We start from the raw sequence: 24,526 nt of genomic DNA, 5'->3' as shown, positions 1-24,526 counted from the left end.
CCGTTCCGGTATTGTTCGTCCTTAGCGTTGCTTGGCGTACCTCCCACGCTATGCCCTCTCGACGGGCTCGGCATGGCCGAGACCACGCCCGGGCCGCTGATCATGGTGACGCAGTTCGTCGGCTTTCTGGCAGCCTTCCGCGAGGCCACCGGACTGCCGCCGCTCATCGCCGCGACGTTGGGCGCGATTCTCACCACCTGGGTCACTTTCCTGCCCTGCTTCCTGTGGATCTTCGCCGGCGCGCCGTTCATCGAACGCCTGCGCGGCAACCGCGCATTGTCGGCCGCGCTTTCGGCGATCACCGCCGCAGTGGTGGGTGTCATTCTCAATCTGGCAGTCTGGTTCGGGATTCACACCTTGTTCGGGCAAGTCCGCGAAGTGCCGTTCGCGGCCGGCGCCATCGATCTCCCAGTCCTGACGTCCGTCGACTGGCCCGCGTTAGCGCTGGCGGTGGGTGCGATCCTCGCCATGTTCCGGTTCAAGGCCGGCATGCTGCCGGTGCTCGGCGTCTGCTCCGTCCTCGGGGCCGCATATGTAATGATCATCTGAAGGGAGTGACGTGTGACGATCGACCAATTTTCCCGACGCAGTGCAATCGCAACTCTTGGCATTGGAGCCGCAGCCATGACTATGAACGAAGCCTCGGCGCAGACGCCGACCGCAGCGCCGACGAATGTCCTCGCATTCGCCGGCAATCATCAGATCAAGCCGCTCAGGTTCGATCCCGCCAGGCTCCACGGCCTCTCCGAAAGGCTGATCACATCGCACCACGAGAACAATTATGCCGGCTCGGTCAAGGCGTTGAATATGATCGAAACACGCCTTGCCGCCGCGCTCGCTGACCCGGACCTACCGCCGGTGGTCTATGGCGGCCTCAAGCGCGAGGAGCTGCACCGCACCGGCTCGGTCGTGCTCCATGAAATCTATTTCGACGGGCTGGGCGGCAACGGTCAAGCAGCCGGCTCGATCCGCGACGCGCTGGGCGCGGCGTTCGGCTCGTTCGACCGCTGGGAGACCGACTTCCGCCGCACCGGCATGAGTCTTGCCGGCGGATCAGGTTGGTGCGTGCTCGTCTACAATCTCCACACCCGCTCGCTGCACAACCATTGGGCGTGGGATCATATGCACGGCGCAATCGCCGGCGTGCCGCTGCTGGCGCTCGATATGTACGAGCATAGTTTTCACATGGATTACGGCACCGCCGCCGCCAAATACGTCGACGCCTTCTTCCGCAACATCGACTGGGAAGTGGTCGACCGCCGCTATGCCGCGGCTTTGCGCGGCGGCGGCTGACCCGTCCGCCGAGGATCAACACCCACTTCTGCGCGACACCTGAGTTGGCGACCACAAAGGGGGCAGGTCCGATGGGAGATGCAACAGTGACATCCGGCCCGAACATCGCTCTTCTTTGGCGCGGACAAGCGGCCGAGTGGACGCATCGCTTTCATGAAGCTCGGCAGTGGCCGATCGTTCAAGCCTTGCGGTCGTTCGGGGCGACCACAAGGCCTGTACTGTACAGAGACGAAGCGGTTCGCGACATTCGTGACGAGTTGCTGTCGTTCGACGCGGTGCTGGTCTGGGTGAATCCGTTGGACATTTCAGGCGACCGCTCGGTGCTCGACCCGATGCTGCGCGAAGTCGCGGCGTGCGGCGTTGTCGTCAGCGCGCATCCTGACGTGATCGCCAAAATCGGCGTCAAGGAAGTGCTCTACACAACGCGATCCATGGAATGGGGCAGCGATGTCGATCGATACGTGGACGCTGAAGGCCTTCGCGCTCGTTTCCCCGAACATCTTGCCGCAGGCCCGCGCGTGCTGAAGCCGAACTACGGCAACGGCGGCAGGAATGTATGGCGTGTCCAACTAGACGAAGCGGGAAACGCTCCGGCTTTGAAAACGTCGGTGAAAGTTCAAGAGGCCCGCCAAGGAAGCAAATCGGAGCGCATCAGCCTAGCCGAGTGCTTGGAAAGGTGGGTGCCGTTTCTAAACGACGGCGGCGTGCTGATCGATCAGGCTTATCAGCCGCAGTCGTCCGAGGGCATGGTCCGCTGCTACGTGTGCGGGCACCGAGTGGTTGGCTTTGGGCACAACCTGATCACTGCGCTGATGACGCCAACGGCCATTGATACAACGTCGTCAACCCCACAGCCGATGGGCCGCGCCATGTTCGGACCGGAGGTGACGCGCTTCGCAGCCTTACGGAAAGCGATGGAGGATCGCTGGATTCCAGAGATGCAAAGGTTGCTGTCGATCGCCGACCACGATCTTCCGCTTCTTTGGGACGCCGACTTCCTATTTCGCCCTGGTGAAGCCATCAGCGATGGCTCCTATGCGCTTTGCGAGATCAATGCTAGTTCGGTTGCACCATTTCCGCCAAGCGCCGTCCAGCCAGTCGCCGCAGCGGCAATCGGTCGCGCTCTTGCCATTCGTTTGACGAAGGAGACCTCCAATCCTCATTGATATGATTCAAGCAATTCAAGAGACGTGACATTGGTCGTATCAATCAGACAAGCCTAAGGGTGAGCGAGGCTGGGTGAAACCGGCTCAGGTGGCAGCGCGGAGATACTGGTAGAGGGTTTCGCGACTGATCCCCAGGTCACGGGCGATGACGGCCTTGCGCTCGCCGTCATCAACACGGCGGTGCAGCTCGGCGACCATTTCGTCGGAGAGGGAACGTTTCCGCCCGCGATAAGCACCGCGTTGTCTGGCGACCGCAATGCCTTCGCGCTGCCGCTCCCGGATCAGGGCGCGCTCGAATTCGGCGAACGCACCCATGACCGAGAGCATCAGGTTGGCCATCGGGGAATCCTCGCCCGAGAAGGCCAGGCTTTCCTTCACGAACTCGATCCGGACGCCTCTTTTGGTGAGGGACTGAACCAGTTTGCGCAGATCGTCGAGATTACGCGCCAATCGATCCATGCTGTGGACCACGACGGTGTCACCCTCGCGGGCGAAGGCGAGCATGGCATCGAGTTCGGGGCGGTTGATGTCCTTGCCCGATGCCTTGTCGGTGAAAATCCGGTCGAGCGACTGCCCGTCCAACTGGCGATCGACATTCTGATCGAATGTGCTCACCCGGACGTAACCGATCCTCTGGCCTTTCATCGCCGCCTCCGGTCAAAATGTCAGGTTGAATTCTATGACACGGCGGAACATGCGTCAATAAATGCTTGCCATAACCCTATCCTGACAGAAACCGCCGCTGCATCCTGACGTCCGGTTAGGCTATACTCCAAGCTGACATCACAAAATCAAATCCCTCAAAGATGGCGTCAATTGCCTTGATGGGGTAAAAACTGGAGTGCTTCCAGGATGGGACATTCGGCAACGTCATCTCCAGTGCATCTGGCTAACGTGGTCGCCAGCGTCACCTCTATCTTCTGCAAATCTGCAATGCGGCGGCGGACATCTTCAAGGTGGAGTTCGGTTCTCGCCATAACCTCCGCGCAGGTTTGTGCACCGGTATCGGTGAGCGACAACAATGACCGTATGTCATCCATTGCATAGCCAAGGTCGCGCGCGCGCAGGATGAACTGCAACCTTTGCACCAGTTCCGGCGAATAGACGCGGTAGCCGTTGGAACTGCGAGGCGGCCCCGGCAGCAATCCCACCTTCTCGTAATAGCGGATGGTTTCGAGATTGCAGCCTGTTTTCCGGGCAAGCTGGGCACGCAAGATGCCGACCTGTTGCTCCATGAAAATACCTCTTGAGTCTGTAGTGGCTACAGAGCCTACACTGCGAATCACTCAGTTGGAACAAGGGATTCAAGCCATGGTCTCAACGCCGGAAGCGGGACAGCCAGCCCTCACCGAAAACCACGAGCCGAAGCAGGCAAACTGGGTTGCGGCGGGCGCATTGATCGGCGCGGGGCTCGCCTCGGCTTGCTGCGTCGTCCCGCTACTGTTGGTTATGCTCGGAATTTCCGGCGCGTGGATCGCCAACCTGACGGCGCTCGAACCTTACAAGCCCTATGTCGCAGGCGTAACGCTCGCGCTGCTCGGCTACGGCTTCTGGCATGTCTATTTCAAGCCGAAACCGCCCTGTGAAGACGGTTCCTACTGCGCTCGTCCACAATCGGCTTGGACCACCAAGGCGGTGCTGTGGCTGGGCCTTGCCGTCGCCATCCTGGCGCTCACCATCGACTGGTGGGCACCCTGGTTCTATTGAAAGGAAATACCCATGAAAAAGACAGTATGTATCGCTATGGCCGTGCTGGCTATGGCTGGCGGCGGGGTCGCCTATGCAGTTAGTGGCACGGCGCAAGATCGCCCCGCGGCTACCGCAACCGCTCAGAAGCAAACCACCTTTGCCATAGAGAACATGACCTGCGCCACCTGCCCGATCACCGTGAAGAAGGCGATGGAAGGCGTCGCCGGGGTAACGGCGGTCACGGTCGATTTCGCAGCCAAGACCGCGCGCGCAACCTATAACCCGCGCCGCACCAATGCTGCTGCGATTGCCGCTGCATCAACCAACGCGGGTTATCCGGCGCGCGCTATTCAAAACTGAGCGGGGCGCCGCCAGCGCCTCAAGAAAGCGATAAGCAATGAACGACTGTTGCAACCGCCCCGGGCAGGAAGGATTTGACGTTGCCGTCATCGGCGCGGGTTCTGCCGGGTTCTCCGCCGCGATCGCCGCTGCCGATCTGGGCGCGAAAGTGGCGCTCGTCGGTCACGGCACGATTGGCGGCACCTGTGTCAATGTTGGCTGCGTTCCTTCCAAGACGCTGATCCGCGCCGCCGAAGCGGTGCATGGTGGGCTTGCCGCCGCGCGCTTTCCCGGCCTTGGGGGCGCTGTCCAGATGGATGACTGGTCCGTATTGGCGGCGTCGAAGGACGATCTTGTCACGACGCTGCGCCAAAAAAAATATGTCGATCTGCTGCCCGCCTATGAAGGTGTGAGCTATATCGAGGGCAAGGCACGCTTTGCCGATGGTGCGCTGATTGTCGGCGATGCGCCCATGAAGGTCGGCAAGGTCATATTGGCGATGGGTGCGCACGCCGCCGTGCCGCCGATTCCGGGGATGGACAGCGTGCCCTACCTAACCAGCACATCGGCGCTGGCGCTGGATCGCTTGCCCAAATCGCTGCTGGTGATCGGTGGCGGGGTGATCGGGGTAGAACTGGGACAGATGTTTTCGCGTCTGGGCGTTGATGTCACCATCTGCTGCCGAAGCCGCCTGCTCCCCGAAATGGACCCGGAAGTGAGTGCCGCGCTGAAAAACTATTTGGAAGCCGAGGGCGTGCGGGTTTGCGCAGGTGTCGGCTATCAGCGTATCGCCCAAACACAGAGCGGGGTCGAATTGACCTGCGAGGGGCATTGTGACACCGTCGCGGCGGAACAGGTGCTCATCGCCACCGGACGCCGACCCAATAGCGACGGGCTTGGGCTGGAGGAGCGCGGCATAGTGCTTGCCCGTAATGGTGGAATCGTCGTCGATGACCACCTCGAAACGTCGGTTCCAGGCATTTACGCGGCGGGCGATGTAACGGGACGGGACCAGTTCGTCTACATGGCCGCCTATGGCGCAAAACTGGCCGCGCGCAACGCGGTGACGGGCAACCAATACCGCTACGACAATTCCTCCATGCCATCCGTCGTCTTCACCGACCCGCAAGTCGCCAGCGCCGGCCTCACTGAAACGACAGCACGGGCGCAAGGCCTGGACATCAAGGTTTCGCTGCTCCCGCTCGATGCTGTGCCAAGGGCACTGGCAGCACGCGATACGCGGGGTCTCATCAAACTGATTGCCGACAAGGCGAACGACCGTTTGCTGGGCGGCCAGATCATGGCACCCGAAGGCGCGGATTCGATCCAGACACTGGTGCTGGCGATCAAACACGGCATGACCACCCTGGAATTGGGTGCAACGATATTTCCTTACCTGACCACTGTGGAAGGCCTCAAACTGGCGGCCCAAACGTTTGATAAGGATGTCGCCAAACTGTCTTGCTGCGCCGGGTGATTGCTCGGGGATCAACCGGCAACGAATGGCCTCCCTCCAGTGCAAGCCGCTTTGGTGTCAATTTTGTAATTCGCCTCAGCGGGAGAGCAAAATGGCACGACGCCGACTTCTGACCGGAGACGAGCGCCGGCGCCTGTTCGATCCTCCTGTCCAAGAAACCGCGATCATTGGGCATTATACCCTTTCTGCGGAAGATGTTGAATTGGTTGGGCGCCGCTATGGTCCAGCAAATCGACTCGGTCTGGCTGCACAAATCGCTTTGATGCGACATCCCGGCTTTGGTCTGCAACCCGAGATCGGGCTTCCCGACGTCATTCTTCAGTACCTCGCGGCACAGTTATTCGTCGATCCTTCCTCCTTCTCTGCATATGGTCAGCGCGCGCAAACCCGTACCGATCATGCCGATCTCGTGGCGCGTTATCTTGGCATACGCCCGTTTCGACGCGGCGACCTGGCACTTGCCCTGAATCTTGCCGCGCAAGCCGCCGAGTATACAGACAGAGGTGAACCGATTGTTCGCGCCCTCATGGTTGGCCTGAAGGGTGAGCGGTTCATTCTTCCGTCAGGCGACACACTGGAACGCGCCGGTCTTGCTGGCCGGGCACGCGCACGCAAAGCTGCCGCAGCCGCAATCGTCGAAGGCCTCAGCTCTGCTGAACTGACACGGCTAGACGAACTCGTAATCAACAACCCGGATTTCGGCATGACACCGCTGGCGTGGTTGCGTAATTTCGAAGAAGCCCCGACTGCGGCCAATATCAATGGCTTGCTTGAGCGCCTGCGCTATGTTCGCGGCATAGGTATCCACCCGGTAGTTGGGGGCGCCATTCCGGAATTCCGCTTTGCCCAATTTGTCCGCGAGGGCGGCGTGGCACCGGCATTCCTGCTTTCGGATTACAGCGTCAATCGCAGGCGGGCGACGTTGACGGCCGCAGTGATCGACCTCGAGGCCAGACTTGCCGATGCCGCGATCCAAATGTTTGACCGACTTATCGGCGGCATGTTCACGCGCGCGCGGCGTGGGCGCGAGCGTCGCTACCAAGATAGTATTCAGTCGGTGGGGCAACTCATGCGGCTGTTTGGCGCCACGATTACAGCACTTGATGAGGCTGTCCAGAATGGCGGCGATCCGCTCGAATTGATTGACGAAGCGGTGGGCTGGCACCGGCTTGTTGCGGCAAAGGCCCAAGTAGATGCCCTTGCTGATCTTGCCGGCGAGGACGCACTGGTAACGGCAACCGAGCGTTACGCCACGCTACGGCGTTTCAGCCCGGCATTTCTGGACGCCTTCACCTTCAAGGCGTCTGGAACAGGGACGGCACTGATCAAAGCCATCGATGTCATTCGCGATGCGAACACACGAAAGTCGCGCGACCTTCCCGATGGCGTTCCACTGCCATTCCCCAATCGGCAGTGGAAGCGTCTCATCACCGAAAGCGGCCGTATCGACCGCCGACGTTATGAAATTGCGATCATGGCAACCTTGCGTGATCGTTTGCGCGCCGGTGATGTATGGATCGAGGGAACCCGCAACTATCAGCGCTTCGATGCCTATTTGCTGGGTCGGCGCGACGCCGCCAAAGTGGCGGATGTGCTTCCGTTCGATTCAAATGCTGCATCCTACCTCGCTGACCGGGCACGAAATCTTGACTGGCGGCTGCGCCGATTTGCCAAGCAGTTGAAAACAAACAAGCTTGAGGGAGTGTCGCTCGAACGAGACCGGCTCAAGCTTCAGCAAATGCCGCCTGTCACCCCACCGGAAGCTGAAGCCCTCGATCGCAAGCTCGATACCCTGCTTCCCCGCGTGCGCATCACCGAGCTGCTGCTTGAAGTCGCCGAACGCACTGGTTTTTTGAACGCATTCCGTGACCTGCGCTCAGGCAAGGAGCACGACAACCCCAGCACGGTACTCGCCGCAATTCTGGCTGATGGCACCAACCTCGGGCTGGAGCGGATGGCCAATGCCAGCGAAGGCGTCAGCTATGCCCAACTCGCATGGACCCACAACTGGTATCTTTCACCCGAGAACTATCAGGCCGCGCTGGCCATGATCATCTCAGCCCATCACGAATTACCCTTCGCGCGGCATTGGGGCGCTGGCACCAGTTCGTCGTCCGATGGCCAGTTCTTCCGGTCGGGGCGGAGCCGTTCAGGGGCGGCGGACGTCAATGCCAAATATGGCGCCGAACCTGGCGTGAAAATCTATTCTCACCTTTCCGATCACTTCGCATCATTCGGATCACGGATCATGTCCGCGACGGCAGGTGAAGCGCCTTACGTGCTCGACGGGCTTGTCCTGGGCGCCGGCAACCTTCCGTTGCATGAGCACTATACCGATACCGGCGGCGCCACCGATCATGTTTTCGCACTCTGCCACCTACTCGGGTTCCGCTTCGCGCCCCGGCTGCGCGATATTGGCGACCGCAAGCTGGGTTCGATCGCTGCGCCATCGACATACAAGGGCATCGAAAATCTGATGGGCCGCACCATCAAAACGGCAGCGATCGAGGCCGATTGGGATGACATCGTCAGGATTGTCGCCTCAATCAAGGATGGCACGGTGGCGCCGTCAGTAATCTTGCGAAAACTTGCCGCCTACAAACGCCAGAACAGGCTGGATTTTGCATTGGCTGAACTGGGCCGTATCGAGCGCACTTTGTTCACGCTCGATTGGCTTGAACAACCGGAACTGCGACGTGCCTGTCAGGCCGGTCTCAACAAAGGCGAGGCGAGGCATACGCTTGCCGCCGCCATCTATACCAACCGGCAGGGTCGGTTCACCGATCGCTCGCTGGAAAATCAGGAATTTCGCGCATCTGGGCTGAACCTGCTGATTGCGGCGATTTCCTACTGGAACACGGTCTATCTCGACCGGGCCGCCCAGCACCTCAACGCTGTCGGCACGACGTTCGATGCGGCACTGCTTGCGCACCTTTCTCCGATGGGCTGGGCGCACATCAGTCTGACCGGCGATTACCTCTGGGAGCAGGCCAGGCGACTTCCAGCAGGTGAATTCCACCCACTCAACGAGCCAATGGCGCGGTTGAAGCGTGTAGCGTAGCCCATGTTCCGCTTATGTCCGAGAAATCGTTGTCTGGCGAACAAACCTTGAGGTGACGCCCAGTTCGGTGGGAACGCCAGCACGTTTGCCGCTGTTCACCTCAGTCTTCTTTACCCACTCTAGCACCGTGTGCCCCGAACAGCCGATCTTCTCGGCAATGGATGTGATCGCCGCCCAGCGGGACGAATGGTCGCCTTGGTGGTCCAGCACCATGCGGACGGCCCGCTCACGAACCTCCGGTGCAAACTTGTTCGTCGTCTTGCTCATCGTAGACCCTTCCTCTCAGGAGTTGGGGCCTCCGGCAATCCCGGGGCGGTTCAAAGCAATGATTGCTCGTTCGCGGTAGCCCAGCAGCCTGAGCGCATTAACGACGACGAGCAGCGTTGATCCCTCATGAACCGCCACCGCAGGCCCAATACCGAGGCCGAGAATGGTGGCAGGCACGAGGAAGGCGACGACACCCAAGCTGACGAAGACGTTTTGCCGGATTATTCTGCGGGTGTGCCGGCTTAGGCCGACCGCGAATGGTAGATGCGCAAGATCATCGGCCATCAACGCCACATCTGCCGTCTCCAGCGCTACATCCGAACCCGCTGCGCCCATCGCGATGCCGACCGTCGCGCTTGCCATCGCCGGCGCATCGTTGACGCCGTCGCCCACCATCGCGACCTTTTCCTCGCCGGCAAGCTTTTTGATTGCCGCGACCTTGTCTTCAGGCATGAGGTCGCCCCATGCCTCGTCGATCCCGACTTTTTTGGCGATCGCTTCGGCGACTTTCTGGTGATCGCCAGAAATCATTATCATCCGCGACACGCCCATCTCGTGCAGCCGGCGCAGCGCGGTCTTTGCCGCTGCGCGGGGCGTGTCCATCAGGCCGATCGCGCCCAGGTCACGGTCCCCCTTGCGAACCACCATCGTTGTGCGACCGTTCTCGCGCAGTTTCGTGATCGCGTCTTGCGCTCCCTGCCCCAGCGCTGGAATGCCCTCACTTCCGAACATCTCGGCCTTGCCGATCCAGACCGTCTCGCCATCCACGCTCGCGGTGACGCCTCGACCGGTCAGGCTCTTGAGGTCGCCGACAGTCGGCATGGCGCGATCGTTCAGACGGTCGCGGCCGTCCCTGACGATAGCTTGGGCCAAAGGATGGTCGCTTAGCGCCTCGACGGCGACCGCCAGCGCCAGCAACTCGCCTTCATCGGCGCCATCGACGGGCACGACATCCGTGATGCGCGGACGCCCTTCAGTCAGCGTACCCGTCTTGTCAAAAGCGATCGCTTTGAGTGACCCAAGGTTTTCGAGCGGTGCACCACCCTTCACGAGCACGCCGCCCCGCGCTGCACGGGCAACGCCCGACAACACCGCGCTTGGCGTTGCAATCGCAAGCGCACATGGGCTTGCCGCCACCAGCACCGCCATCGCGCGATAGAAGCTGTCGCGGAACGGCTCGTCGACGACCACCCATGCAAACAGCAGGAGCACAGAGAAGATGAGGACAGCAGGTACGAAGATTTGCTCGAACCGGTCGGTGAAGCGCTGCGTCGGCGACTTCTGCGTCTCCGCTTCGCTCACCATCTTCACGACCTTGGCGAGCGCGCTTTCATTTGAACGGCGTGTCACCTCGATCTCGATCGCGGCGCTCCCGTTGATCGTACCGGCAAAAACCCGGCTTGCCGCGTCCACTGCATCAGGCTTTGCCCGCGCCGCTGCGGCATTGGCGACCGGCACCTTGTCGACCGGGATGCTTTCACCCGTCACCGGGGCCTGGTTGATCGCGCTGGTGCCCTTGATGACGAAGCCGTCAGCAGGCAGGCGCTCGTTCGGGCGGACGATTGCAACGTCGCCGACGACCATCTGCGCGACTGGGATTTCGCTGATCTGCCCGTCGCGACGCACGGTCGCGATTTCCGGGGCGAGCTTTGCCAGCGCCTCGATCGCCTTCTTGGCGCGTCCCATCGCGTAATGCTCAAGCGCATGTCCCAGGCTGAACAGGAACAGCAGCAGCGCGCCTTCGGCCCATGCGCCCAGCGCAGCGGCGCCGGCGGCGGCGACCAACATCAGCGTGTCGATCTCGAACTTCTTCAGCCTGAGATTGTCGATCGCCTCGCGCAGCGTGAAGAAACCGCCGAAGAAATAGGCTGCGACATAACTGGCCGTGGGCAGCCACTCCGGTGCGCCGGCAGCCAGCGTCTCAATCGCATAGCCGATCCCCAGTAGCGCGCCGCAGGCAAGCGCGAAGATCAACTCGGTATTGGGGCCGAGAAACTCGGCGTGGCCATGGTCGTGGGCCTCGCCGGTGCCGTGCACTTCTTCGCCCGCGCCGTGGCCCCTGGAACCGCGTTCATGGCCGGCATGTTCGTCTGCAGCGACCCGCTTGCCAACGCTCACCTTGAGCTTGCGAAGCGCAGCGCGCACCTCCTCTTCAGTAGTCTCGCGACGATCATACTCGACCCGGATCAACCCGCTAGTGCTGGCGCTTGCCTGCACGACACCGGGCAAAGCGCACAACGCATCGCTCACGGTGCGCGCACGACGTTCGTGACTGATACCTGTTACCTGCCAGATCGCATGGCCGAAGCGTTCGGTGATTTCGGCACCTGCGGCGCGCACCATCTCGCGCAAGCGCGGAAGCGGCAGCTTGGCGGCGTCGAAATGGATGCACAGCGCTGCCGGCGTGTCGCCGTCTACGCAGATCACATGCGCCCGCTCGACGCCTTCGCGCTTAGACAGCGTGGATACGAGACGGTCCAGGCAAGCATCGGCCGCGTCAGGAAGGTCCGGCAGCAGCACGGGAATATCGAGTTCGAGCTTGTCGTTCATGACGACCTCCTTTCGCTTTTCTTGGTTTCGGCGCGCGCGTCGCGCAGGATTTCGACACCGCCTTTGATGGCGATGATGGCGGTGGCGAAGCCGACCAGCAGGTCCGGCCAGTTGGTGCCCAGCCACAGCACCAGCACGCCGGCGATCAGGATGCCGCCGTTGGAAATAAAGTCATTGAAACTGAAGGTGGTCGCGGCCCGGAGATTGACGTCCGGCTCCTTAAGGCGCTGGAGCAGCCGCAGGCAGAGGTAATTCACGCCGCCAGCGATCACAGACATGACCATCATGGTCGGTCCGATGGGCTCGCTGCCCTGCAAGTAGCGTCGTCCGACATCGATCAGGATGCCGCCCGCGAAGATCATGAGCATGACGCCCGAGGCCATTGCCGCGCGTGTTTTCCATGTCTTGCCCCGGGTGAGCGCGACGAGGCTCAGCGCATATACCGCCGTGTCTGACAGGTTATCGACGCCGTTGGCGATCAGTGCGCTTGAATCTGCAAAATAGCCTGAGACGAAGAAGCCCGCCGCGATCGCCGCGTTCAGCAGCAGGACGATCCAGAGCGTGCGACGCTCTTCCCCACCAGTGTTGTCGTTGCTCGGGATCATCCCATGATCTCCTCGAGCGTCAGGAGGGCGAGGAATCCCACAAAGAACATCGAGCTGATGAGCGGAGTGTCAGGCTTCTCGTGTGCTTCGACCAACAGCTCCTCCGTGACGAGATAGAGCAGCGCCATAAGTCCGAAGCTGAGGAAACCGGCGATCATCACCGGGGAGAGCGTGGCGACCGGAACGGCCGCCAGCGCGCCGATCGGCAGCAGCAGCGCCATTGCCGAGACGATCACGATGATGCGCAGCCGCGAACGGTAGGTTTCCGCCAGCTCGTTGGTGAGCGTCAGCCCCAGGAACAACACTTCGAGCGTCAGCGCGATCGTCAGCAGGAAACCTGCCTTCTCACCGGCGACGAACGCCAGGCCGAGCACCAGACCATCGACGAGGATGTCGATGCCGATCGCGGCGAGCAGTGCCATCGGCCCCCTGAAGCGGGCCTCGAAAGCCTTGAGCGCCAGCATCGTTGCAACGCCCGCTGCCCCGCCAATCAATGTGGCGCTGGGCGAAGCCTCATGTTTGACCTGGGGCAGGATTTCGGTCGCCGCCGCAGCAAACACGACGCCGGCAGCGAGATGCTGCAGGCCCGCCACAAGGCCGGGCTGTAACTTTGTGCGGCTCGCTATGATCGCGCCGAGCACGACCGCCAGGACAGGCGCAAGCGTATAAAGCAGTGCCTGCATATCCTACGTCTCCTCCGGTGTTCGGTGACAGACGTGGATCTTCCCGCGCCGCATGAAGGCGATCGCCCCGCCCGCCACGATGGCGCGCGATTGGTCGCCTCGAAACTCGTCACCCGTTCGCTGCGCGCGCAGGATCTCGGTCTTGCCGTTGGGCAGCCAGGTGACGGCCATCTTCAAGCCGTCATCGATGAAGTCGACATCGGCGCGCGTGCCGTCGTCACAGTACATGATGCGCTGCCCTATGAGCTTTGACGTCAGATGCTTTTCATGCGTCGGTTCGGTGGGCTGGGTCGGCGCTGGATTGCACGCCCCTACAATCAAGCCAGCTACGAGAACCGCGCCGAGGCGCGTGGTCGCCAAGCCTGTTTGATGCAGCGAGGCGCGCAAGTCGGTCACAATGGCGCGCCTTGGTCCGGCGCTATCGGCTCAGGTGCCGGCAGTCCCGCCGTGTCGAGATCTTCCATCTTGATCGTGCGGCACGTGGCCGTGAGGGGTGATGTTTCGCCAACAACCATGAAAATTCGACCTTTGGTTTTCTCCGCGATCATCCGATGGGCATGTTCAAAATGTCCCGATAAGCCGAGAGCAGCTTGTTCCGGACTTGCAGGGTTGCCTCGAAAGTAATGGACGCACGGCTTTGAATGAGCGCGACAGTCGCAATGTCGGTGGTTTCGCCACGTTCGTACGCTTCGGTAACGACATCCTCTTGCTCCTGGGTCTCGTTGACCTTGGCGACCACAGCGTTAAGCGTGTCGGCAAAGGTTGAGGCCGGAGCGGTCGGCGCGACGCCTGGCGGTGCCGTTGGCTGCGCCTCGCGCAAGGCGCGACTTCGTGCGATCACTTCGGCACGAATGGCCATTACATTCGAGATCGACGTGTCAGACATCGCTTCTCTCCCGCTGCAGTGCGATGTGTCGGAGGACGGGACGTTTCATCGGGTGCCCTCCCGTTCGCAGATCCGGGTGCGGCCATCGCCTTCCACGATCGTGAGTTGCGACCCTTTGAACGTCGCGGTGGCCGTCTCGCCAATATATTGCAGGCCCTGCGCTGGAGCCGTCAGTGTCATCGGCGGCCCACTGTTGGAGCGCCGCAAATCAATCTGCAGCCCGCTGTCCTTGTAGTCGACGAACAGGGGTTCCCCATCGGAACAACGATACGGATGCCGGCCCATTTCCCCGGTCGCCACAGCGCTATCGGACGAATGGATTTGCTGCTCCGTTGGCGGGGCCGGCGGCTTGCTTTCCGAGCAAGCCGCCAGCCCACCAGCGAGGACAAGAGCGGGCAGTGCCCGCTTCCAGTGCGTCATCATCGCGCCTTCCTCCTGTAGCGGGAGGGGACGCGCTGACGATTGATCCCACGGGCAGGCTGGCCTACCCGCCAGCGCAGATAGGTCGCGAAGCGTTCGTCTGCCTCGACCATCAGGGAATGCAGGCGGCGCAACATCATAGCCGCGAATGGGAATGAAAGCGCACCGCGTAGCGTGCAGCTATGCGTTACCCTGGTGCCGCCATCGTTCCCTGCCAATTCGTACCGTTCCTCGAGGGTGAAAAGGTAAGGGATGCCGCAGGACCATGCGAAGGCATGCGGCTTGTCGAATTGATCGACCCGGGCGGGCGTTCGGATCGGCCGGGTGATGCCCTGAATCGCGAAGGTGCATTCCGTGTCACCCAGGCGGGACGGGCTATCTAGAAATACGAGCGGACTCCACGCCCGGCGGTGATCCGGATCGGTCAGCGCCGACCAGATGCGCAGTGGCCCACCGTGAAGCATTGAACTGGTTATGGTGCGAGGCATATCCCCATCTCCAAGAGATGAGCGGGGCGATCGCGGACCGCCCCGCTCACCCATCAGGCCAAGTTGTTCACGAAGGTCTGACCGTGGTCGTCCCCTTCATGCTCCTCTCTGTAGTGCTCGGGGTTTCCGATCACCTTCTGCCCGAACCGGGCGTAGAGCGTCGGCAGCACGAACAGCGTCAGCAGCGTCGCCGAGATCAGGCCGCCAATGACGACCGTCGCCAGAGGCTTCTGCACCTCCGCGCCTGCCCCCGAACCCAGCGCCATCGGAACGAAGCCGAGGCTGGCGACTAATGCAGTCATGATGACGGGGCGCAAACGCTGCATTGCGCCGACGTGCGCGGCCTCCTCGCGGCTCATGCCCGACCGGATCAGGTCGTGGATCGAACTGACCATGACCAAGCCATTGAGGACTGCGATGCCCGACAGGGCGATGAAGCCCACCGCCGCCGAGATCGAGAAGTCCATGCCACGCAGGAACAGCAGCAGCACGCCGCCCACCAGCGCAAACGGCACGCCGGTGAACACGATCGCGGCATCCCGCACCGATCCCAACGCCCCGTAGAGAAGCAGGAGGATCAGGATGAAGCAGGCCGGGATGACCAGCTTCAGCCGCTCGCTTGCCGATTGTAGGTTCTCGAACTGGCCGCCCCATTCGAGATAGGCACCAGCGGGCAGCCGGACCTGGCTGCCGATCGCCGCCTGCGCGTCCGCGACGACACTGCCGACGTCGCGACCGCGCACATTGGCCTGGACCACCACGCGGCGTTTGCCGTTTTCTCGGCTGATCTGGTTGGGACCATCGATCACCTTGATGTCGGCGACGCTGGAGAGCGGCACATAGCCACCCCCTGCCAACGGCACCTGCACCTGTTCGAGCAGACCGATGTCTGCACGTTGCGCCTCGGACAGCCGGATCACCACCGGGAAGCGACGGTCGCCCTCGAAGATCTGGCCCGAGGTTCGACCGCCGATCGTGGCGGTGACGGTGTCCTGCACATCCTGCGCGGTGACCCCCAACCGCGCCATTGCGTCGCGATTGACGCGAATGTCGAGCATGGGCAGGCCCGTTGTCTGTTCGACCTTCACGTCCGCCGCACCTTCCGTTTTGCGCAGCACCGCGGCGATCTGCTCGGCCGTCCGGTTCATCTGGCTGAAGTCGTCGCCGAATACCTTTACGGCGATGTCGCCGCGCACGCCGGCGATCAGCTCGTTGAAGCGCATCTGGATGGGCTGGGTGATCTCGTAGGCATTGCCCGGGATCTTCGCGAGGTTCGCCTCAATGCGGCTTACCAATTCCTCCTTCGGCAACTCGGGATCGGGCCAATCCTTGCGCGGCTTCAGGATGACGAACATGTCGGTCGCGTTGGGCGGCATCGGGTCCGAAGCCAGTTCGGCCGTGCCCGTCTTGGAATAGACGAACGCTACCTCGGGCTGCTTGGACATCATCCGCTCAATCGGCACCTGCATCGCCTGGCTCTGCTGGACCGAGGTCGCGGGGATGCGCAGCGACTGGATCAGCAGGTCGCCTTCGTCGAGCTGCGGCAGGAACACCGAGCCGAGCGTGGTGAAGGCTAGCGCCGCCACCACAAGGCTGCCGACACCTGCCCCGATCGTCAGCGTCGGGCGCTTCATGGCCCTGTCGAGACCGGGTTCGTAGCGCTTCTTCAGCCACGTGATGATGCGGCCGTCCTTCTCCTCCACCTTTTTCGATAGCCAGATCGCGATCATGGCGGGGACGAAGGTGAGAGAGAGGATGAAGGCGAAGCCGAGCGCGATGATGACGGTGAGCGCCATCGGCACGAACGTCTTGCCCTCCACGCCGGTCAGCGTGAGCAGCGGCACATAGACGAGGATGATGATCGCCTGCCCGTAGACCGAGGGACGGATCATTTCGCGGGCGGCGCGAGCCACGGTCGCCAGCCGTTCCTTCACGGTCAGCAATCGCCCTTCATGATGCTGTTGCTCGGCAAGCCGCCGCAACGCGTTTTCGACGATTATGACAGCGCCATCAACGATCAGGCCAAAGTCCAAGGCGCCAAGGCTCATCAGATTGGCCGAGACGCCTGCGCGCAGCATCCCGAAACCGGTCAGCATCATGGTAATTGGGATAACCAACGCCGCAATCAGTGCTGCACGGAAGTTGCCCAGCAACAGGAAGAGGACGACGATAACCAAGAGAGCGCCTTCCGAAAGATTCTTGGCGACGGTCTTGATCGTCGAATTTACCAGCTCCGTGCGGTTGAGCACTGGCTGAATGACGACGTCAGGGGGCAGCGAAGCGTTTATCGTCTTAAGTTTTTCCGAGACCGCAGTCGAAACGATGCGGCTGTTCTCGCCAATCCGCATGATCGCCGTGCCGACGACGACTTCCGTGCCGTTCTCCGACGCCGAACCCATGCGGATCGCCTGACCCGTCTTCACAGTCGCAACCTGTTCGACAGTGATCGGCACGCCATTACGCGTCGCGATCACTGTCCTGGCCAACTCGCTCGCATTGCGAACAAGCGCGTCCGAGCGGACAGCCAGACCCTCACCATTGCGATTGACGAAGCCACCCCCGACGCTGGTGTTGTTGCGTTCCAGCGCAGTACCCAGATCTGTGAGGGTAATGTTGAGCGAAGCAAGCTTCTGAACGTCGGGCACGACGAGAAACTGTTTGGCGTAGCCGCCAATTGAGTCAACTCCTGCTAGGCCTGGCGTGGTTTTCAGAAGCGGCGTCACTATCCAGTCCTGCGCTGTGCGCAAATAGGTCGCTTTGTCGACTTCGGTCGTCAGTCGTTCACCCTCGGGCGTGATATAGCTGCCGTCAGGCTGCTGGCCCGGTTCACCGGGCTTGTGCTTGTCGTCCTCACGATGCTCGAGCCGAACGGTGTACATGTACACCTCGCCCAGGCCTGTCGCTATCGGACCCATTTCAGGGTTTACGCCATCAGGGAGGTTCTCCTGCACGCCCTGCAAACGCTCACCCACCTGCTGGCGGGCAAAGTAGATGTCCGTCGCGTCCGAAAAGACGGCAGTAATCTGCGCGAATCCGTTGCGGCTCAGCGAGCGCGTATATTCAAGGCCGGGAGTGCCGGCGAGCGCGGTTTCAATCGGGAAAGATACCTGCTTCTCGACAAGCTCAGGCGAGAGTGCGGGCGCACGGACGTTGATCTGGACCTGATTGTTGGTGATGTCCGGCACCGCGTCGATCGGTAGCCGGTATAGGGAATAGGCGCCGATGGCGGTGACGATGACGGTGAGGAGCAGGACCAGCCAGCGCTTCTCGACCGCCCATGTGACGATGCGGGCGATCATGGCTTAATCCTCGTGGCTCGCTTCGCCCTTGCCGATCTCGGCCTTGAGCGTGAAGCTTCCGGTGGTGGCGATCTGTTCGTTGCCGGTCAGGCCCGACTGGACGATCACCGTATCTCCAGACGCATCGCCGAGCTGAACCTGGGTCGCCTTGAAACCGGTGGGCGTGCGGACGAACACGACCGGCTTACCCTCCAAACTCTGGACCGCTGTCCTCGGCACACGGATCGCATTGCTGCCACCACTGCCCGTGAGTTGGACGGCAGCCATCACAGGCTCGCCGACCCGCCACTCACCACCCCGATTATCGAGCGTGGCAATTGCGGGCACCAGCCTCGTCTGTGGGTCGAGCGCTGGCGAAACGAAAGTCACGCGCGCAGTCGCTTGGCGCCCCGCCGCCGTGACCAGCACCGTGCTGCCAGGTCGCACCCTGCCCGCATCCTCAGCTTTAAGGTTGAGGGCAATCGACACCTGGCTAAGGTTGGCGATACGATAAAGCTCGGCATCAGCAGCGACCGTCTGTCCCAGCGTAACTGGACGAGCGATGATCTGGCCGGAGATCGGCGCAGCAATACCAAGCCGGTTGAGGCCGCCGCCGCCGCCGCCTGCGGCCGACACCATGCTTTGCGCCTGCTTCAGCGCGATCCGCGCTTCGGTAGCCGCCGTGCGTGCCGCGATCAGATCCTGCTCTGGTGACACCCTCTGTGCGAACAAGCGTTCCTCGCGCGCGAGGTTCGAATTGGCGAGCTGAAGCCGCGCACGTGCAGCTTCTACCTCCCCCTTTATTTGGGCCACCTCAGGGCTTTCGATGACCGCAATTGTCTGGCCGCTTACGACTGATTGGCCCAGGTTGCGTGTCAATGCGACGACCCGCCCTCCAATCGCGGCTGACACGACCTGCGTCCTTTGTGGGTCGCCCTCGATTATCGCAGGCAGTTCGATCGTCCCGGCTCCGCCGATGATCGGTCGTCCGATCTGCACGCCGGCGGCAGCGATCTGATCGGCATCTAGCGTGACGACGCCTTCATCGGCATGGCCCGATTCAGCACCGCCATTTTCCCCGTTCGCGGCCCTTTCATTGGCGGCGGCGCCTTCCTCATTACCTGAATTTTCGCCGCCACATGCAGCCAGCAGGAGCGCGAGCGACGCTGCGCCAGCGAGATAAAGACTCTTCATCACTTGTTTCCTCCATCGGGCGCAGGAGTGGTGAGCCGCTCCAACCGCGCACGGGCATTCTGATAGTTTGCGAGCGCATTGATCGCAGCGTTACGCGTCTCGGCGAGGGTACGTTCTGCATCAAGCAACTCAAGTTGCCCGAACTTACCCTCCCGATAACCGATCCGGGCAATGCGGGCGGCCTCCTCGGCAGCCGCCAAGGCAGGGCCGGAGGCTGTGCGAGCCGCTGTTTCCGCATTTGCCGCTTGGGCCTGCGCGTCGGTGATTGCCTGCTCTATGTCGAGCGCAGCCACCCGGCGCTGAGCATCTGCCTGAGACTGCTGCGCGGTCGCCTGCGTAATCGCCGCGCGACCATTATTGAACACCGGGATCGGAATCGACACGGTCAACACCGCCGCCAAGTCGTTGGTCTCTTCCAAGCGGCGAATAGCAGGACCGACATTCAGATCAGGAACCCGATTGGCGCGTGCAAGACGTACCCCAGCTTCTGCAATAGAAACATCAGCGTTCGCGGCCGCCATTGCCAGAGTACTGGAAGTGTCCACTGTCGCTACCGGACCATAAACGTTTGCATTGGCGAAGCGGTCGAGTGCTGTCCCGTCAAGAACACCGGTTATCGGTCCGCCGATCCGCCGCTCCAGGTTTGTATGAGCCGCTTTGGCCAAGCGAAGCTGTTGCTCCACATTCGCCTCAGCGTTGATACGGGCAACCTCCGCTCGCTGCTCCTCCAAAGGGGAGGCGCGGCCCGCCTGCACCCGAATGCGTGCAGCCTGAAGCGCGTCGCTGGCGATCCGGGCCTGATCCCGCGCCGTCGCCACCCGCCGGTCGGCTGCGACCGCTTCGACATAGAGCTGCGTCACCTGAAGCCGGACATCCGCCGCGATGATCGCGGCCTGGATCTCGGCCCGGGACAATTGCGCATTGGCGACCGCGACGCGGGCGCCGCGCTTGCCGCCTAGCTCGATCGGGATTGCAAAACCGACCGTGGTTTCCGCGCTGCGGACGCCCCGATACGGACCTGACCCGACGACGTTCTCAACCTGGCCTTGAACGACCGGGTTCGGCCGCAAGCCCGCAACGGTGCGACCCGCGCGCGCTGCCTCGACCGCAGCACTGGCTGCTTCCGTGGCGGGTGCGGATCCGCCAGCTGAACTGACTGCCTGTTCAAGCGTGTAAACTGGCGAATCTTGCGAAAAGGGTGCGATCGATCCGACCTGTGCATGGGCGATCGAAGCGCATGAGGCGGCGATTAAGAAAGTCACAAAAATCTTATGCATCGAGATGGCGCTCCGTCATAAAGACCGGCCTGCATGGGTGACCAATCGGCAAGTCGGACGATTGACCTTTGCCGGCGCGTCTTGTCTTTGGAGTGGGATATGCCCTGCGCAGAGGGAGAGACACGGAGTTAGCCGCAACAGTCCGGGTTGTGATTAGCCGGATAGTATCGGCAAGTGGGTGCTCGATTTCGCTACCGCTGATAAAGGGGGAGGCAGCCAGCGCTGGCGAGGCAGCGACCAGCATCGCCGCCCGGGTGGGGACGCACAAAAGCAATTGCATGGAAAACTCCTGAACACAGGTGCAAATGGCACACGGGCGCAATGGCCCGAGTGCACTGAGCGACTGGGTTCAGGCTGACGGCGGTTGAAGGGGAGGCGCTTGAGCGAACGAACTCAGAACGGCGTTACTCAAGGCTGAATGCGAGGTATCGCCGCCCAGTGGCAGACCAAAATCACTTGTCCCTTCGCTGGCAAGTCCGATGCTGCAATGATGATGAACCAGCCCATGACATGGGCCACCGTCATCGCTGGAACTATTCCGGTGCCCGTCCATGTTTGCATGATCAGCGTGAGCATCCAGCATCATGACGCTGTCGTACCCGCTCGCACTATGCGCTGCAGCCGGCGATTCAACGCCGCCAAAGGCAAGGCCGATAGCCAGCCATAACAGGAGGAACATAGCCCGCACGCTAATGACCTACTCGTACCGACCGTAAAAAGCAACCGTGAACGCCTAGGGTCATTTGCCTATCCCGTCTTGCAAGAGCTCAAGAAGATCAGGTGGAATTGGCATTGGCTGAAAGGCGCTCACAGTCGACCGCCCGGTATTTCCGATCGGCAACTTTCCCGTCAGCGCGCCGATCGGTGCAAGAAGCAGTCGGAAGATCTGGCCAAGTGCTTCGCTCCAATCGCGCTGCCGGATGGCGAGACTGAACATTGCGCCGTGAATGGCGAGATGGAGGCCCCAAAAGGGCTGCGCAATAATGTGCACCCGTTCAAGATGGCGCCAGGCAAGGCCATGATTTCCTAAAGCTTCAGCTGACCGATATGCCGCCATTTCGGCCGCAATTACCCGCCGCGCGCTTAGGCTTCTAGCCAGCTCCCGCCAGCGTCCCTGCCGGTGCCAATAAAAGATCTGCGCGAATGCCCAGATAAGCGGGGTCAACAAGCCGGCGGACACCTCAACCTCGTCGGTGTAATGTGTCCCCCCGCTCCGATACGGAGCAACCGTAATCCAATGGTCCCACCTTGTGATCAGGTGACTATAGCCGTCATCGCGCAGACGCTTCGGCCATTCGGTGCCGGCAGCTTCGTGCTGGGACGTCACGATCCACTGTGTCCCGAACGGAATAATGCCAAGGAGGCGGAGCTTGACCTCATAGCGCTCGCCAGGCCGAAACCTGTCGAACGCCGCGTCATCGACCGGGATGAAGCGCACCAGCGGCCAGGCGATATGCTGCAGCAGGCGCGCCGTCTGCACCTCGGCCCAGACTGTTTCCGGCTTGAGCGCGATATGTGTCGAACGGGAAACCTTCATGCCGCAACGCTCCGCAATTCACGCCGTGCCTGCTGGACAATCTGAATGCCGCCGCTGATCCCGAGCAGTGCCAAAATCGCTGCAACAATAAGGTCGGGCCAGGCTGTTCCGGTGCCGAACACGCCAAGTGCGGCCGCCATAACGGCGATATTGCCGATCGCGTCATTGCGCGAGCATATCCAGACCGAGCGCATGTTCGCGTCTCCAGTGCGAAAACGGTAGAGCATGATGGCGACACCGGTGTTGGCCGCCAGCGCGAGCGCGCCGATGATTCCCATCAGTTCAGGCTCGGGTGCAGCTCCGCCGAGCGCCGCCAGAACGGCTGTGATCACGACCCAACCACCCAGACCGATGAGGGCGAGCCCCTTGGCCAGCGCCGCCCGCGCGCGCCATGCCAGCGCCATCCCGGCGACCAGCAGGCTGATCGCATAATTGGTGGCATCCCCCAGAAAATCGAGTGCGTCCGCCTGCAACGCGCGGCTGTCCGCAGCGGCCCCTGCCGCCATTTCCACCGCGAACATGCCGGCGTTCACGCCGAGCGCGATCCACAAAGCCCTGCGCCAGCGCGGGTCGTTCAGAGTTGCCGTCGTTCCGCACGCGGCCTTGCAGCAATCATCAGCCATCTTTTTGCCTTCTCGACAATCTGCGAGTCGGCATTCTATCTACACCCTGTAGCAACTATAGGGTCAAGCCCGAAGGAGTGGCAGTGAAAATTGGCGAACTCGCGAGCGCCACGGCGACGAAGGTCGAGACGGTGCGCTATTATGAAAAGATCGGGTTGTTGCCGCCACCCGCCCGGACAAGTGCCAATTACCGTGCCTATGGCAATGATCATCTGGCGCGCCTGTCGTTCATCCGCCGCGCCCGCGATCTCGGTTTCACGCTCGAAGCCGTGCGCGAACTGCTCACGCTGTCGGATGACAAGGCCCAATCCTGCGATGCCGTTGACGGAATCGCGCGCGTCCACCTCACCGAAATCGACCGCAAGATCGCCGATCTGAGCGCACTGCGCGGCGAACTGGACCGGGTCATCGGATCCTGCCGTCACGGGACCGTGGCCGACTGCAAGATCATCGAGACCCTCGCCCCGCGCACGCTGACCGCAACGTGATCGAAGATCGCTGCTTTGGCGCCAACGCTTCGGCCTCGCGTGCATGGATCCACCAGACCGCGTTGACGATGCTGCGACACCCGGCAATGGTCTGCCCAGCCCCACTATCGCCACGGATCGAGCACTAACCATGCCAACCCTGCAAACCGGACTCATCTATGCGCTCGCCGCGCTGGCGGAGATCGCCGGTTGCTTCTCGTTCTGGGCATGGTTGCGGCTCGACAAATCTGCCTGGTGGGTTGCGCCGGGCATGGTGTCGCTCGCGATTTTTGCCTGGCTCCTCACGCTGGTCGATACATCCGCTGCGGGCCGCGCATTCGCAGCCTATGGCGGCGTCTACATCGCAGCGTCACTGATTTGGCTTTGGAGTGTCGAAGGCGCACGACCCGACCGCTGGGATGTCATTGGCGCGGCGATTTGTCTCGTCGGAGCAGGATTGATTCTGGTGGGTCCGGGACGATCAGCCTGATGGCTGCAATTGGGATGGTCACTCGAAAAGCATTTCGTGAACATCCCGAATGCCAATAAGTTAAAGGCTATAATGAATAGCTTTTACGAGGCTTGCTCGACTGTTAGGCATTCGCGCAAGAGCGGTCCAAAAGAAAGCGGGCGCCCAGTTGGTGACCGGACGCCCGCCCTTATGCCTTGGCTAGTCCCTTACGGGCAGCAGTCCATTGCAGCCTCGCAGCATGCGAGCACGAGGTCGCAGCAGGACATTGCGAGCGATGCGACCTGCTCCGGCGCGGCGGCAAAAGCAGCTGAGCTGGAACCGAGCAGCACTGCTGCCGTGATGATGTACTTCTTCATGATGTTTATCTCCGTTGAAATTGAATTCCGTCGATCAGCGGAGCATTCGGGGAGGCGGCGGTTCCGGCCCCCCGTTAGGCAGGGGCGGAAACTTTTCGAGAAGCGCTAGAAAATTGAGTGACGAAAGATCGCGCGGCTCTAGCGACGAAACGCGCGCTGCCGGAAGCGTCTGGCACAAGGCCAAGCAATAGCTCTGACACTGCCCGCGCTCATCATCCATGCATCCGCTGCAGTCGCCTGCGTCCGCGTTCATCTCTGCCATCGGCGCGCAACCGTTCGCTGCATAGGTCGCCTCTATGGGTAGCAGCGCGGCAAGAAATGCCGCGAGATAGAGAAAGAGGCGCTGTGTCACCGTTTGGTCCATACCACTGTGTTCGACGTGATCAAAGACATAGTTA

General features: G+C 61.6%; 25 protein-coding genes and 2 pseudogenes. 9 read left to right on the top strand and 18 right to left on the bottom strand.

Annotation, left to right across the window (positions count from 1 at the left end):
• Positions 1-57: 57 nt before the first annotated feature.
• The 3 genes and pseudogenes from NJ75_RS00930 to NJ75_RS00920 all read left to right on the top strand — a co-directional run.
• A pseudogene (locus tag NJ75_RS00930) lies at positions 58-549 on the top strand (chromate transporter); the annotation flags it as partial.
• A gap of 75 nt (positions 550-624) precedes the next feature.
• A complete protein-coding gene (locus NJ75_RS00925; protein WP_171007877.1) occupies positions 625-1,293 on the top strand; it encodes a superoxide dismutase in 669 nt (222 codons plus the stop codon).
• 71 nt (positions 1,294-1,364) lie between these two features.
• Positions 1,365-2,459, top strand: a complete 1,095-nt coding sequence (locus tag NJ75_RS00920) for a Cj0069 family protein (RefSeq protein ID WP_137776362.1) — start codon at positions 1,365-1,367, stop codon at positions 2,457-2,459.
• A gap of 84 nt (positions 2,460-2,543) precedes the next feature.
• Here NJ75_RS00920 and NJ75_RS00915 read toward each other — a convergent pair whose 3' ends face one another.
• Positions 2,544-3,104 carry a recombinase family protein gene (locus tag NJ75_RS00915; protein WP_017184234.1) on the bottom strand — a complete coding sequence of 187 codons (561 nt, stop codon included), beginning with the start codon at positions 3,102-3,104 and terminating at the stop codon, positions 2,544-2,546.
• 167 nt (positions 3,105-3,271) lie between these two features.
• Complete coding sequence (locus NJ75_RS00910) at positions 3,272-3,694, bottom strand: MerR family transcriptional regulator (protein WP_039330852.1); 423 nt, start codon at positions 3,692-3,694, stop codon at positions 3,272-3,274.
• Positions 3,695-3,770: 76 nt separating this feature from the next.
• Here NJ75_RS00910 and NJ75_RS00905 point away from each other — a divergent pair, with 76 nt between their 5' ends.
• The 4 genes from NJ75_RS00905 to NJ75_RS00890 all read left to right on the top strand — a co-directional run bounded on the left by NJ75_RS00905 (position 3,771) and on the right by NJ75_RS00890 (position 9,025).
• Complete coding sequence (locus tag NJ75_RS00905; RefSeq protein ID WP_014072602.1) at positions 3,771-4,166, top strand: mercuric transporter MerT family protein; 396 nt, start codon at positions 3,771-3,773, stop codon at positions 4,164-4,166.
• Between the two features lie 12 nt (positions 4,167-4,178).
• On the top strand, positions 4,179-4,508 hold the full coding sequence (locus NJ75_RS23635; RefSeq protein ID WP_004213249.1) for a heavy-metal-associated domain-containing protein: 330 nt from the start codon (positions 4,179-4,181) through the stop codon (positions 4,506-4,508).
• Between the two features lie 37 nt (positions 4,509-4,545).
• Entirely contained in the window at positions 4,546-5,964 is a 1,419-nt protein-coding gene (merA, locus tag NJ75_RS00895) for a mercury(II) reductase (RefSeq protein WP_039330847.1), read from the top strand.
• Positions 5,965-6,055: 91 nt separating this feature from the next.
• The gene (locus NJ75_RS00890; RefSeq protein ID WP_014072601.1) at positions 6,056-9,025 is read left to right on the top strand and encodes a Tn3 family transposase; all 2,970 of its coding nucleotides are present in this window, start codon (positions 6,056-6,058) and stop codon (positions 9,023-9,025) included.
• A gap of 63 nt (positions 9,026-9,088) precedes the next feature.
• Here NJ75_RS00890 and NJ75_RS00885 read toward each other — a convergent pair.
• The 15 genes and pseudogenes from NJ75_RS00885 to NJ75_RS00815 form a co-directional block, all read right to left on the bottom strand.
• Positions 9,089-9,292 (bottom strand): annotated as a pseudogene (locus NJ75_RS00885) (transposase); the annotation flags it as partial.
• Between the two features lie 15 nt (positions 9,293-9,307).
• Positions 9,308-11,842, bottom strand: a complete 2,535-nt coding sequence (locus NJ75_RS00880; protein WP_052241852.1) for a heavy metal translocating P-type ATPase — start codon at positions 11,840-11,842, stop codon at positions 9,308-9,310.
• Entirely contained in the window at positions 11,839-12,447 is a 609-nt protein-coding gene (locus NJ75_RS00875) for a cation transporter (protein WP_039330843.1), read from the bottom strand. Before NJ75_RS00875 ends, NJ75_RS00880 begins: the two co-directional genes overlap by 4 nt.
• Positions 12,444-13,130, bottom strand: coding sequence for a ZIP family metal transporter (locus NJ75_RS00870; protein WP_039330842.1), 687 nt, complete (start codon positions 13,128-13,130; stop codon positions 12,444-12,446). Before NJ75_RS00870 ends, NJ75_RS00875 begins: the two co-directional genes overlap by 4 nt.
• A gap of 3 nt (positions 13,131-13,133) precedes the next feature.
• Positions 13,134-13,517, bottom strand: a complete 384-nt coding sequence (locus NJ75_RS00865) for a hypothetical protein (RefSeq protein ID WP_171007820.1) — start codon at positions 13,515-13,517, stop codon at positions 13,134-13,136.
• Between the two features lie 5 nt (positions 13,518-13,522).
• Entirely contained in the window at positions 13,523-13,678 is a 156-nt protein-coding gene (locus tag NJ75_RS24195; protein WP_156135678.1) for a hypothetical protein, read from the bottom strand.
• The gene (gene fliE / locus NJ75_RS00860) at positions 13,675-14,016 is read right to left on the bottom strand and encodes a flagellar hook-basal body complex protein FliE (RefSeq protein WP_039330840.1); all 342 of its coding nucleotides are present in this window, start codon (positions 14,014-14,016) and stop codon (positions 13,675-13,677) included. Before fliE ends, NJ75_RS24195 begins: the two co-directional genes overlap by 4 nt.
• A gap of 45 nt (positions 14,017-14,061) precedes the next feature.
• Positions 14,062-14,439: a hypothetical protein gene (locus tag NJ75_RS00855; RefSeq protein WP_039330839.1), complete on the bottom strand. Its 378-nt coding sequence runs from the start codon at positions 14,437-14,439 to the stop codon at positions 14,062-14,064.
• The gene (locus NJ75_RS00850; RefSeq protein WP_039330838.1) at positions 14,436-14,924 is read right to left on the bottom strand and encodes an SRPBCC domain-containing protein; all 489 of its coding nucleotides are present in this window, start codon (positions 14,922-14,924) and stop codon (positions 14,436-14,438) included. The genes NJ75_RS00855 and NJ75_RS00850 overlap by 4 nt, the downstream gene beginning before the upstream one ends.
• Before the next feature lie 53 nt (positions 14,925-14,977).
• Complete coding sequence (locus NJ75_RS00845; RefSeq protein ID WP_039330837.1) at positions 14,978-18,223, bottom strand: efflux RND transporter permease subunit; 3,246 nt, start codon at positions 18,221-18,223, stop codon at positions 14,978-14,980.
• Between the two features lie 3 nt (positions 18,224-18,226).
• Positions 18,227-19,396: an efflux RND transporter periplasmic adaptor subunit gene (locus tag NJ75_RS00840; protein ID WP_039330835.1), complete on the bottom strand. Its 1,170-nt coding sequence runs from the start codon at positions 19,394-19,396 to the stop codon at positions 18,227-18,229.
• A complete protein-coding gene (locus NJ75_RS00835; RefSeq protein ID WP_039330833.1) occupies positions 19,396-20,673 on the bottom strand; it encodes a TolC family protein in 1,278 nt (425 codons plus the stop codon). Before NJ75_RS00835 ends, NJ75_RS00840 begins: the two co-directional genes overlap by 1 nt.
• A 408-nt stretch (positions 20,674-21,081) precedes the next feature.
• A complete protein-coding gene (locus NJ75_RS24190) occupies positions 21,082-21,249 on the bottom strand; it encodes a hypothetical protein (RefSeq protein WP_156135677.1) in 168 nt (55 codons plus the stop codon).
• Between the two features lie 163 nt (positions 21,250-21,412).
• Positions 21,413-22,210, bottom strand: a complete 798-nt coding sequence (locus NJ75_RS23630) for a DUF3703 domain-containing protein (RefSeq protein WP_082013220.1) — start codon at positions 22,208-22,210, stop codon at positions 21,413-21,415.
• Positions 22,207-22,833: a cation transporter gene (locus NJ75_RS00815; protein WP_039330829.1), complete on the bottom strand. Its 627-nt coding sequence runs from the start codon at positions 22,831-22,833 to the stop codon at positions 22,207-22,209. Before NJ75_RS00815 ends, NJ75_RS23630 begins: the two co-directional genes overlap by 4 nt.
• Before the next feature lie 83 nt (positions 22,834-22,916).
• Here NJ75_RS00815 and NJ75_RS00810 point away from each other — a divergent pair, with 83 nt between their 5' ends.
• Positions 22,917-23,321: a MerR family transcriptional regulator gene (locus tag NJ75_RS00810; RefSeq protein ID WP_052241857.1), complete on the top strand. Its 405-nt coding sequence runs from the start codon at positions 22,917-22,919 to the stop codon at positions 23,319-23,321.
• A gap of 130 nt (positions 23,322-23,451) precedes the next feature.
• A complete protein-coding gene (locus tag NJ75_RS00805; protein WP_039330825.1) occupies positions 23,452-23,790 on the top strand; it encodes a YnfA family protein in 339 nt (112 codons plus the stop codon).
• Positions 23,791-23,978: 188 nt separating this feature from the next.
• Here the strand turns inward: NJ75_RS00805 and NJ75_RS24185 are convergent, their stop codons facing one another.
• Positions 23,979-24,128 carry a hypothetical protein gene (locus NJ75_RS24185; protein ID WP_156135676.1) on the bottom strand — a complete coding sequence of 50 codons (150 nt, stop codon included), beginning with the start codon at positions 24,126-24,128 and terminating at the stop codon, positions 23,979-23,981.
• Between the last annotated feature and the right edge of the window lie 398 nt (positions 24,129-24,526).

Source organism: Novosphingobium subterraneum, assembly GCF_000807925.1.
Taxonomy (GTDB): domain Bacteria; phylum Pseudomonadota; class Alphaproteobacteria; order Sphingomonadales; family Sphingomonadaceae; genus Novosphingobium; species Novosphingobium subterraneum.
Note: the sequence above shows the minus strand (reverse complement) of the source record. Positions and strands in the feature narration are given on the sequence as shown.

Coding starts and splice junctions, on each gene's coding strand:
- NJ75_RS24185 (WP_156135676.1), bottom strand. CDS start 24,128: ATGAAGAAGTACATCATCACGGCAGCAGTGCTGCTCGGTTCCAGCTCA.
- NJ75_RS00920 (WP_137776362.1), top strand. CDS start 1,365: ATGGGAGATGCAACAGTGACATCCGGCCCGAACATCGCTCTTCTTTGG.
- NJ75_RS00905 (WP_014072602.1), top strand. CDS start 3,771: ATGGTCTCAACGCCGGAAGCGGGACAGCCAGCCCTCACCGAAAACCAC.
- NJ75_RS00910 (WP_039330852.1), bottom strand. CDS start 3,694: ATGGAGCAACAGGTCGGCATCTTGCGTGCCCAGCTTGCCCGGAAAACA.
- NJ75_RS00915 (WP_017184234.1), bottom strand. CDS start 3,104: ATGAAAGGCCAGAGGATCGGTTACGTCCGGGTGAGCACATTCGATCAG.
- NJ75_RS00875 (WP_039330843.1), bottom strand. CDS start 12,447: ATGATCCCGAGCAACGACAACACTGGTGGGGAAGAGCGTCGCACGCTC.
- NJ75_RS00925 (WP_171007877.1), top strand. CDS start 625: ATGACTATGAACGAAGCCTCGGCGCAGACGCCGACCGCAGCGCCGACG.
- NJ75_RS00815 (WP_039330829.1), bottom strand. CDS start 22,833: ATGGCTGATGATTGCTGCAAGGCCGCGTGCGGAACGACGGCAACTCTG.
- NJ75_RS00870 (WP_039330842.1), bottom strand. CDS start 13,130: ATGCAGGCACTGCTTTATACGCTTGCGCCTGTCCTGGCGGTCGTGCTC.
- NJ75_RS00855 (WP_039330839.1), bottom strand. CDS start 14,439: ATGATGACGCACTGGAAGCGGGCACTGCCCGCTCTTGTCCTCGCTGGT.
- NJ75_RS00840 (WP_039330835.1), bottom strand. CDS start 19,396: ATGAAGAGTCTTTATCTCGCTGGCGCAGCGTCGCTCGCGCTCCTGCTG.
- NJ75_RS00850 (WP_039330838.1), bottom strand. CDS start 14,924: ATGCCTCGCACCATAACCAGTTCAATGCTTCACGGTGGGCCACTGCGC.
- merA (WP_039330847.1), top strand. CDS start 4,546: ATGAACGACTGTTGCAACCGCCCCGGGCAGGAAGGATTTGACGTTGCC.
- NJ75_RS23635 (WP_004213249.1), top strand. CDS start 4,179: ATGAAAAAGACAGTATGTATCGCTATGGCCGTGCTGGCTATGGCTGGC.
- NJ75_RS24195 (WP_156135678.1), bottom strand. CDS start 13,678: ATGATCGCGGAGAAAACCAAAGGTCGAATTTTCATGGTTGTTGGCGAA.
- NJ75_RS00845 (WP_039330837.1), bottom strand. CDS start 18,223: ATGATCGCCCGCATCGTCACATGGGCGGTCGAGAAGCGCTGGCTGGTC.
- fliE (WP_039330840.1), bottom strand. CDS start 14,016: ATGTCTGACACGTCGATCTCGAATGTAATGGCCATTCGTGCCGAAGTG.
- NJ75_RS00880 (WP_052241852.1), bottom strand. CDS start 11,842: ATGAACGACAAGCTCGAACTCGATATTCCCGTGCTGCTGCCGGACCTT.
- NJ75_RS00835 (WP_039330833.1), bottom strand. CDS start 20,673: ATGCATAAGATTTTTGTGACTTTCTTAATCGCCGCCTCATGCGCTTCG.
- NJ75_RS24190 (WP_156135677.1), bottom strand. CDS start 21,249: ATGCTCACGCTGATCATGCAAACATGGACGGGCACCGGAATAGTTCCA.
- NJ75_RS23630 (WP_082013220.1), bottom strand. CDS start 22,210: ATGAAGGTTTCCCGTTCGACACATATCGCGCTCAAGCCGGAAACAGTC.
- NJ75_RS00805 (WP_039330825.1), top strand. CDS start 23,452: ATGCCAACCCTGCAAACCGGACTCATCTATGCGCTCGCCGCGCTGGCG.
- NJ75_RS00890 (WP_014072601.1), top strand. CDS start 6,056: ATGGCACGACGCCGACTTCTGACCGGAGACGAGCGCCGGCGCCTGTTC.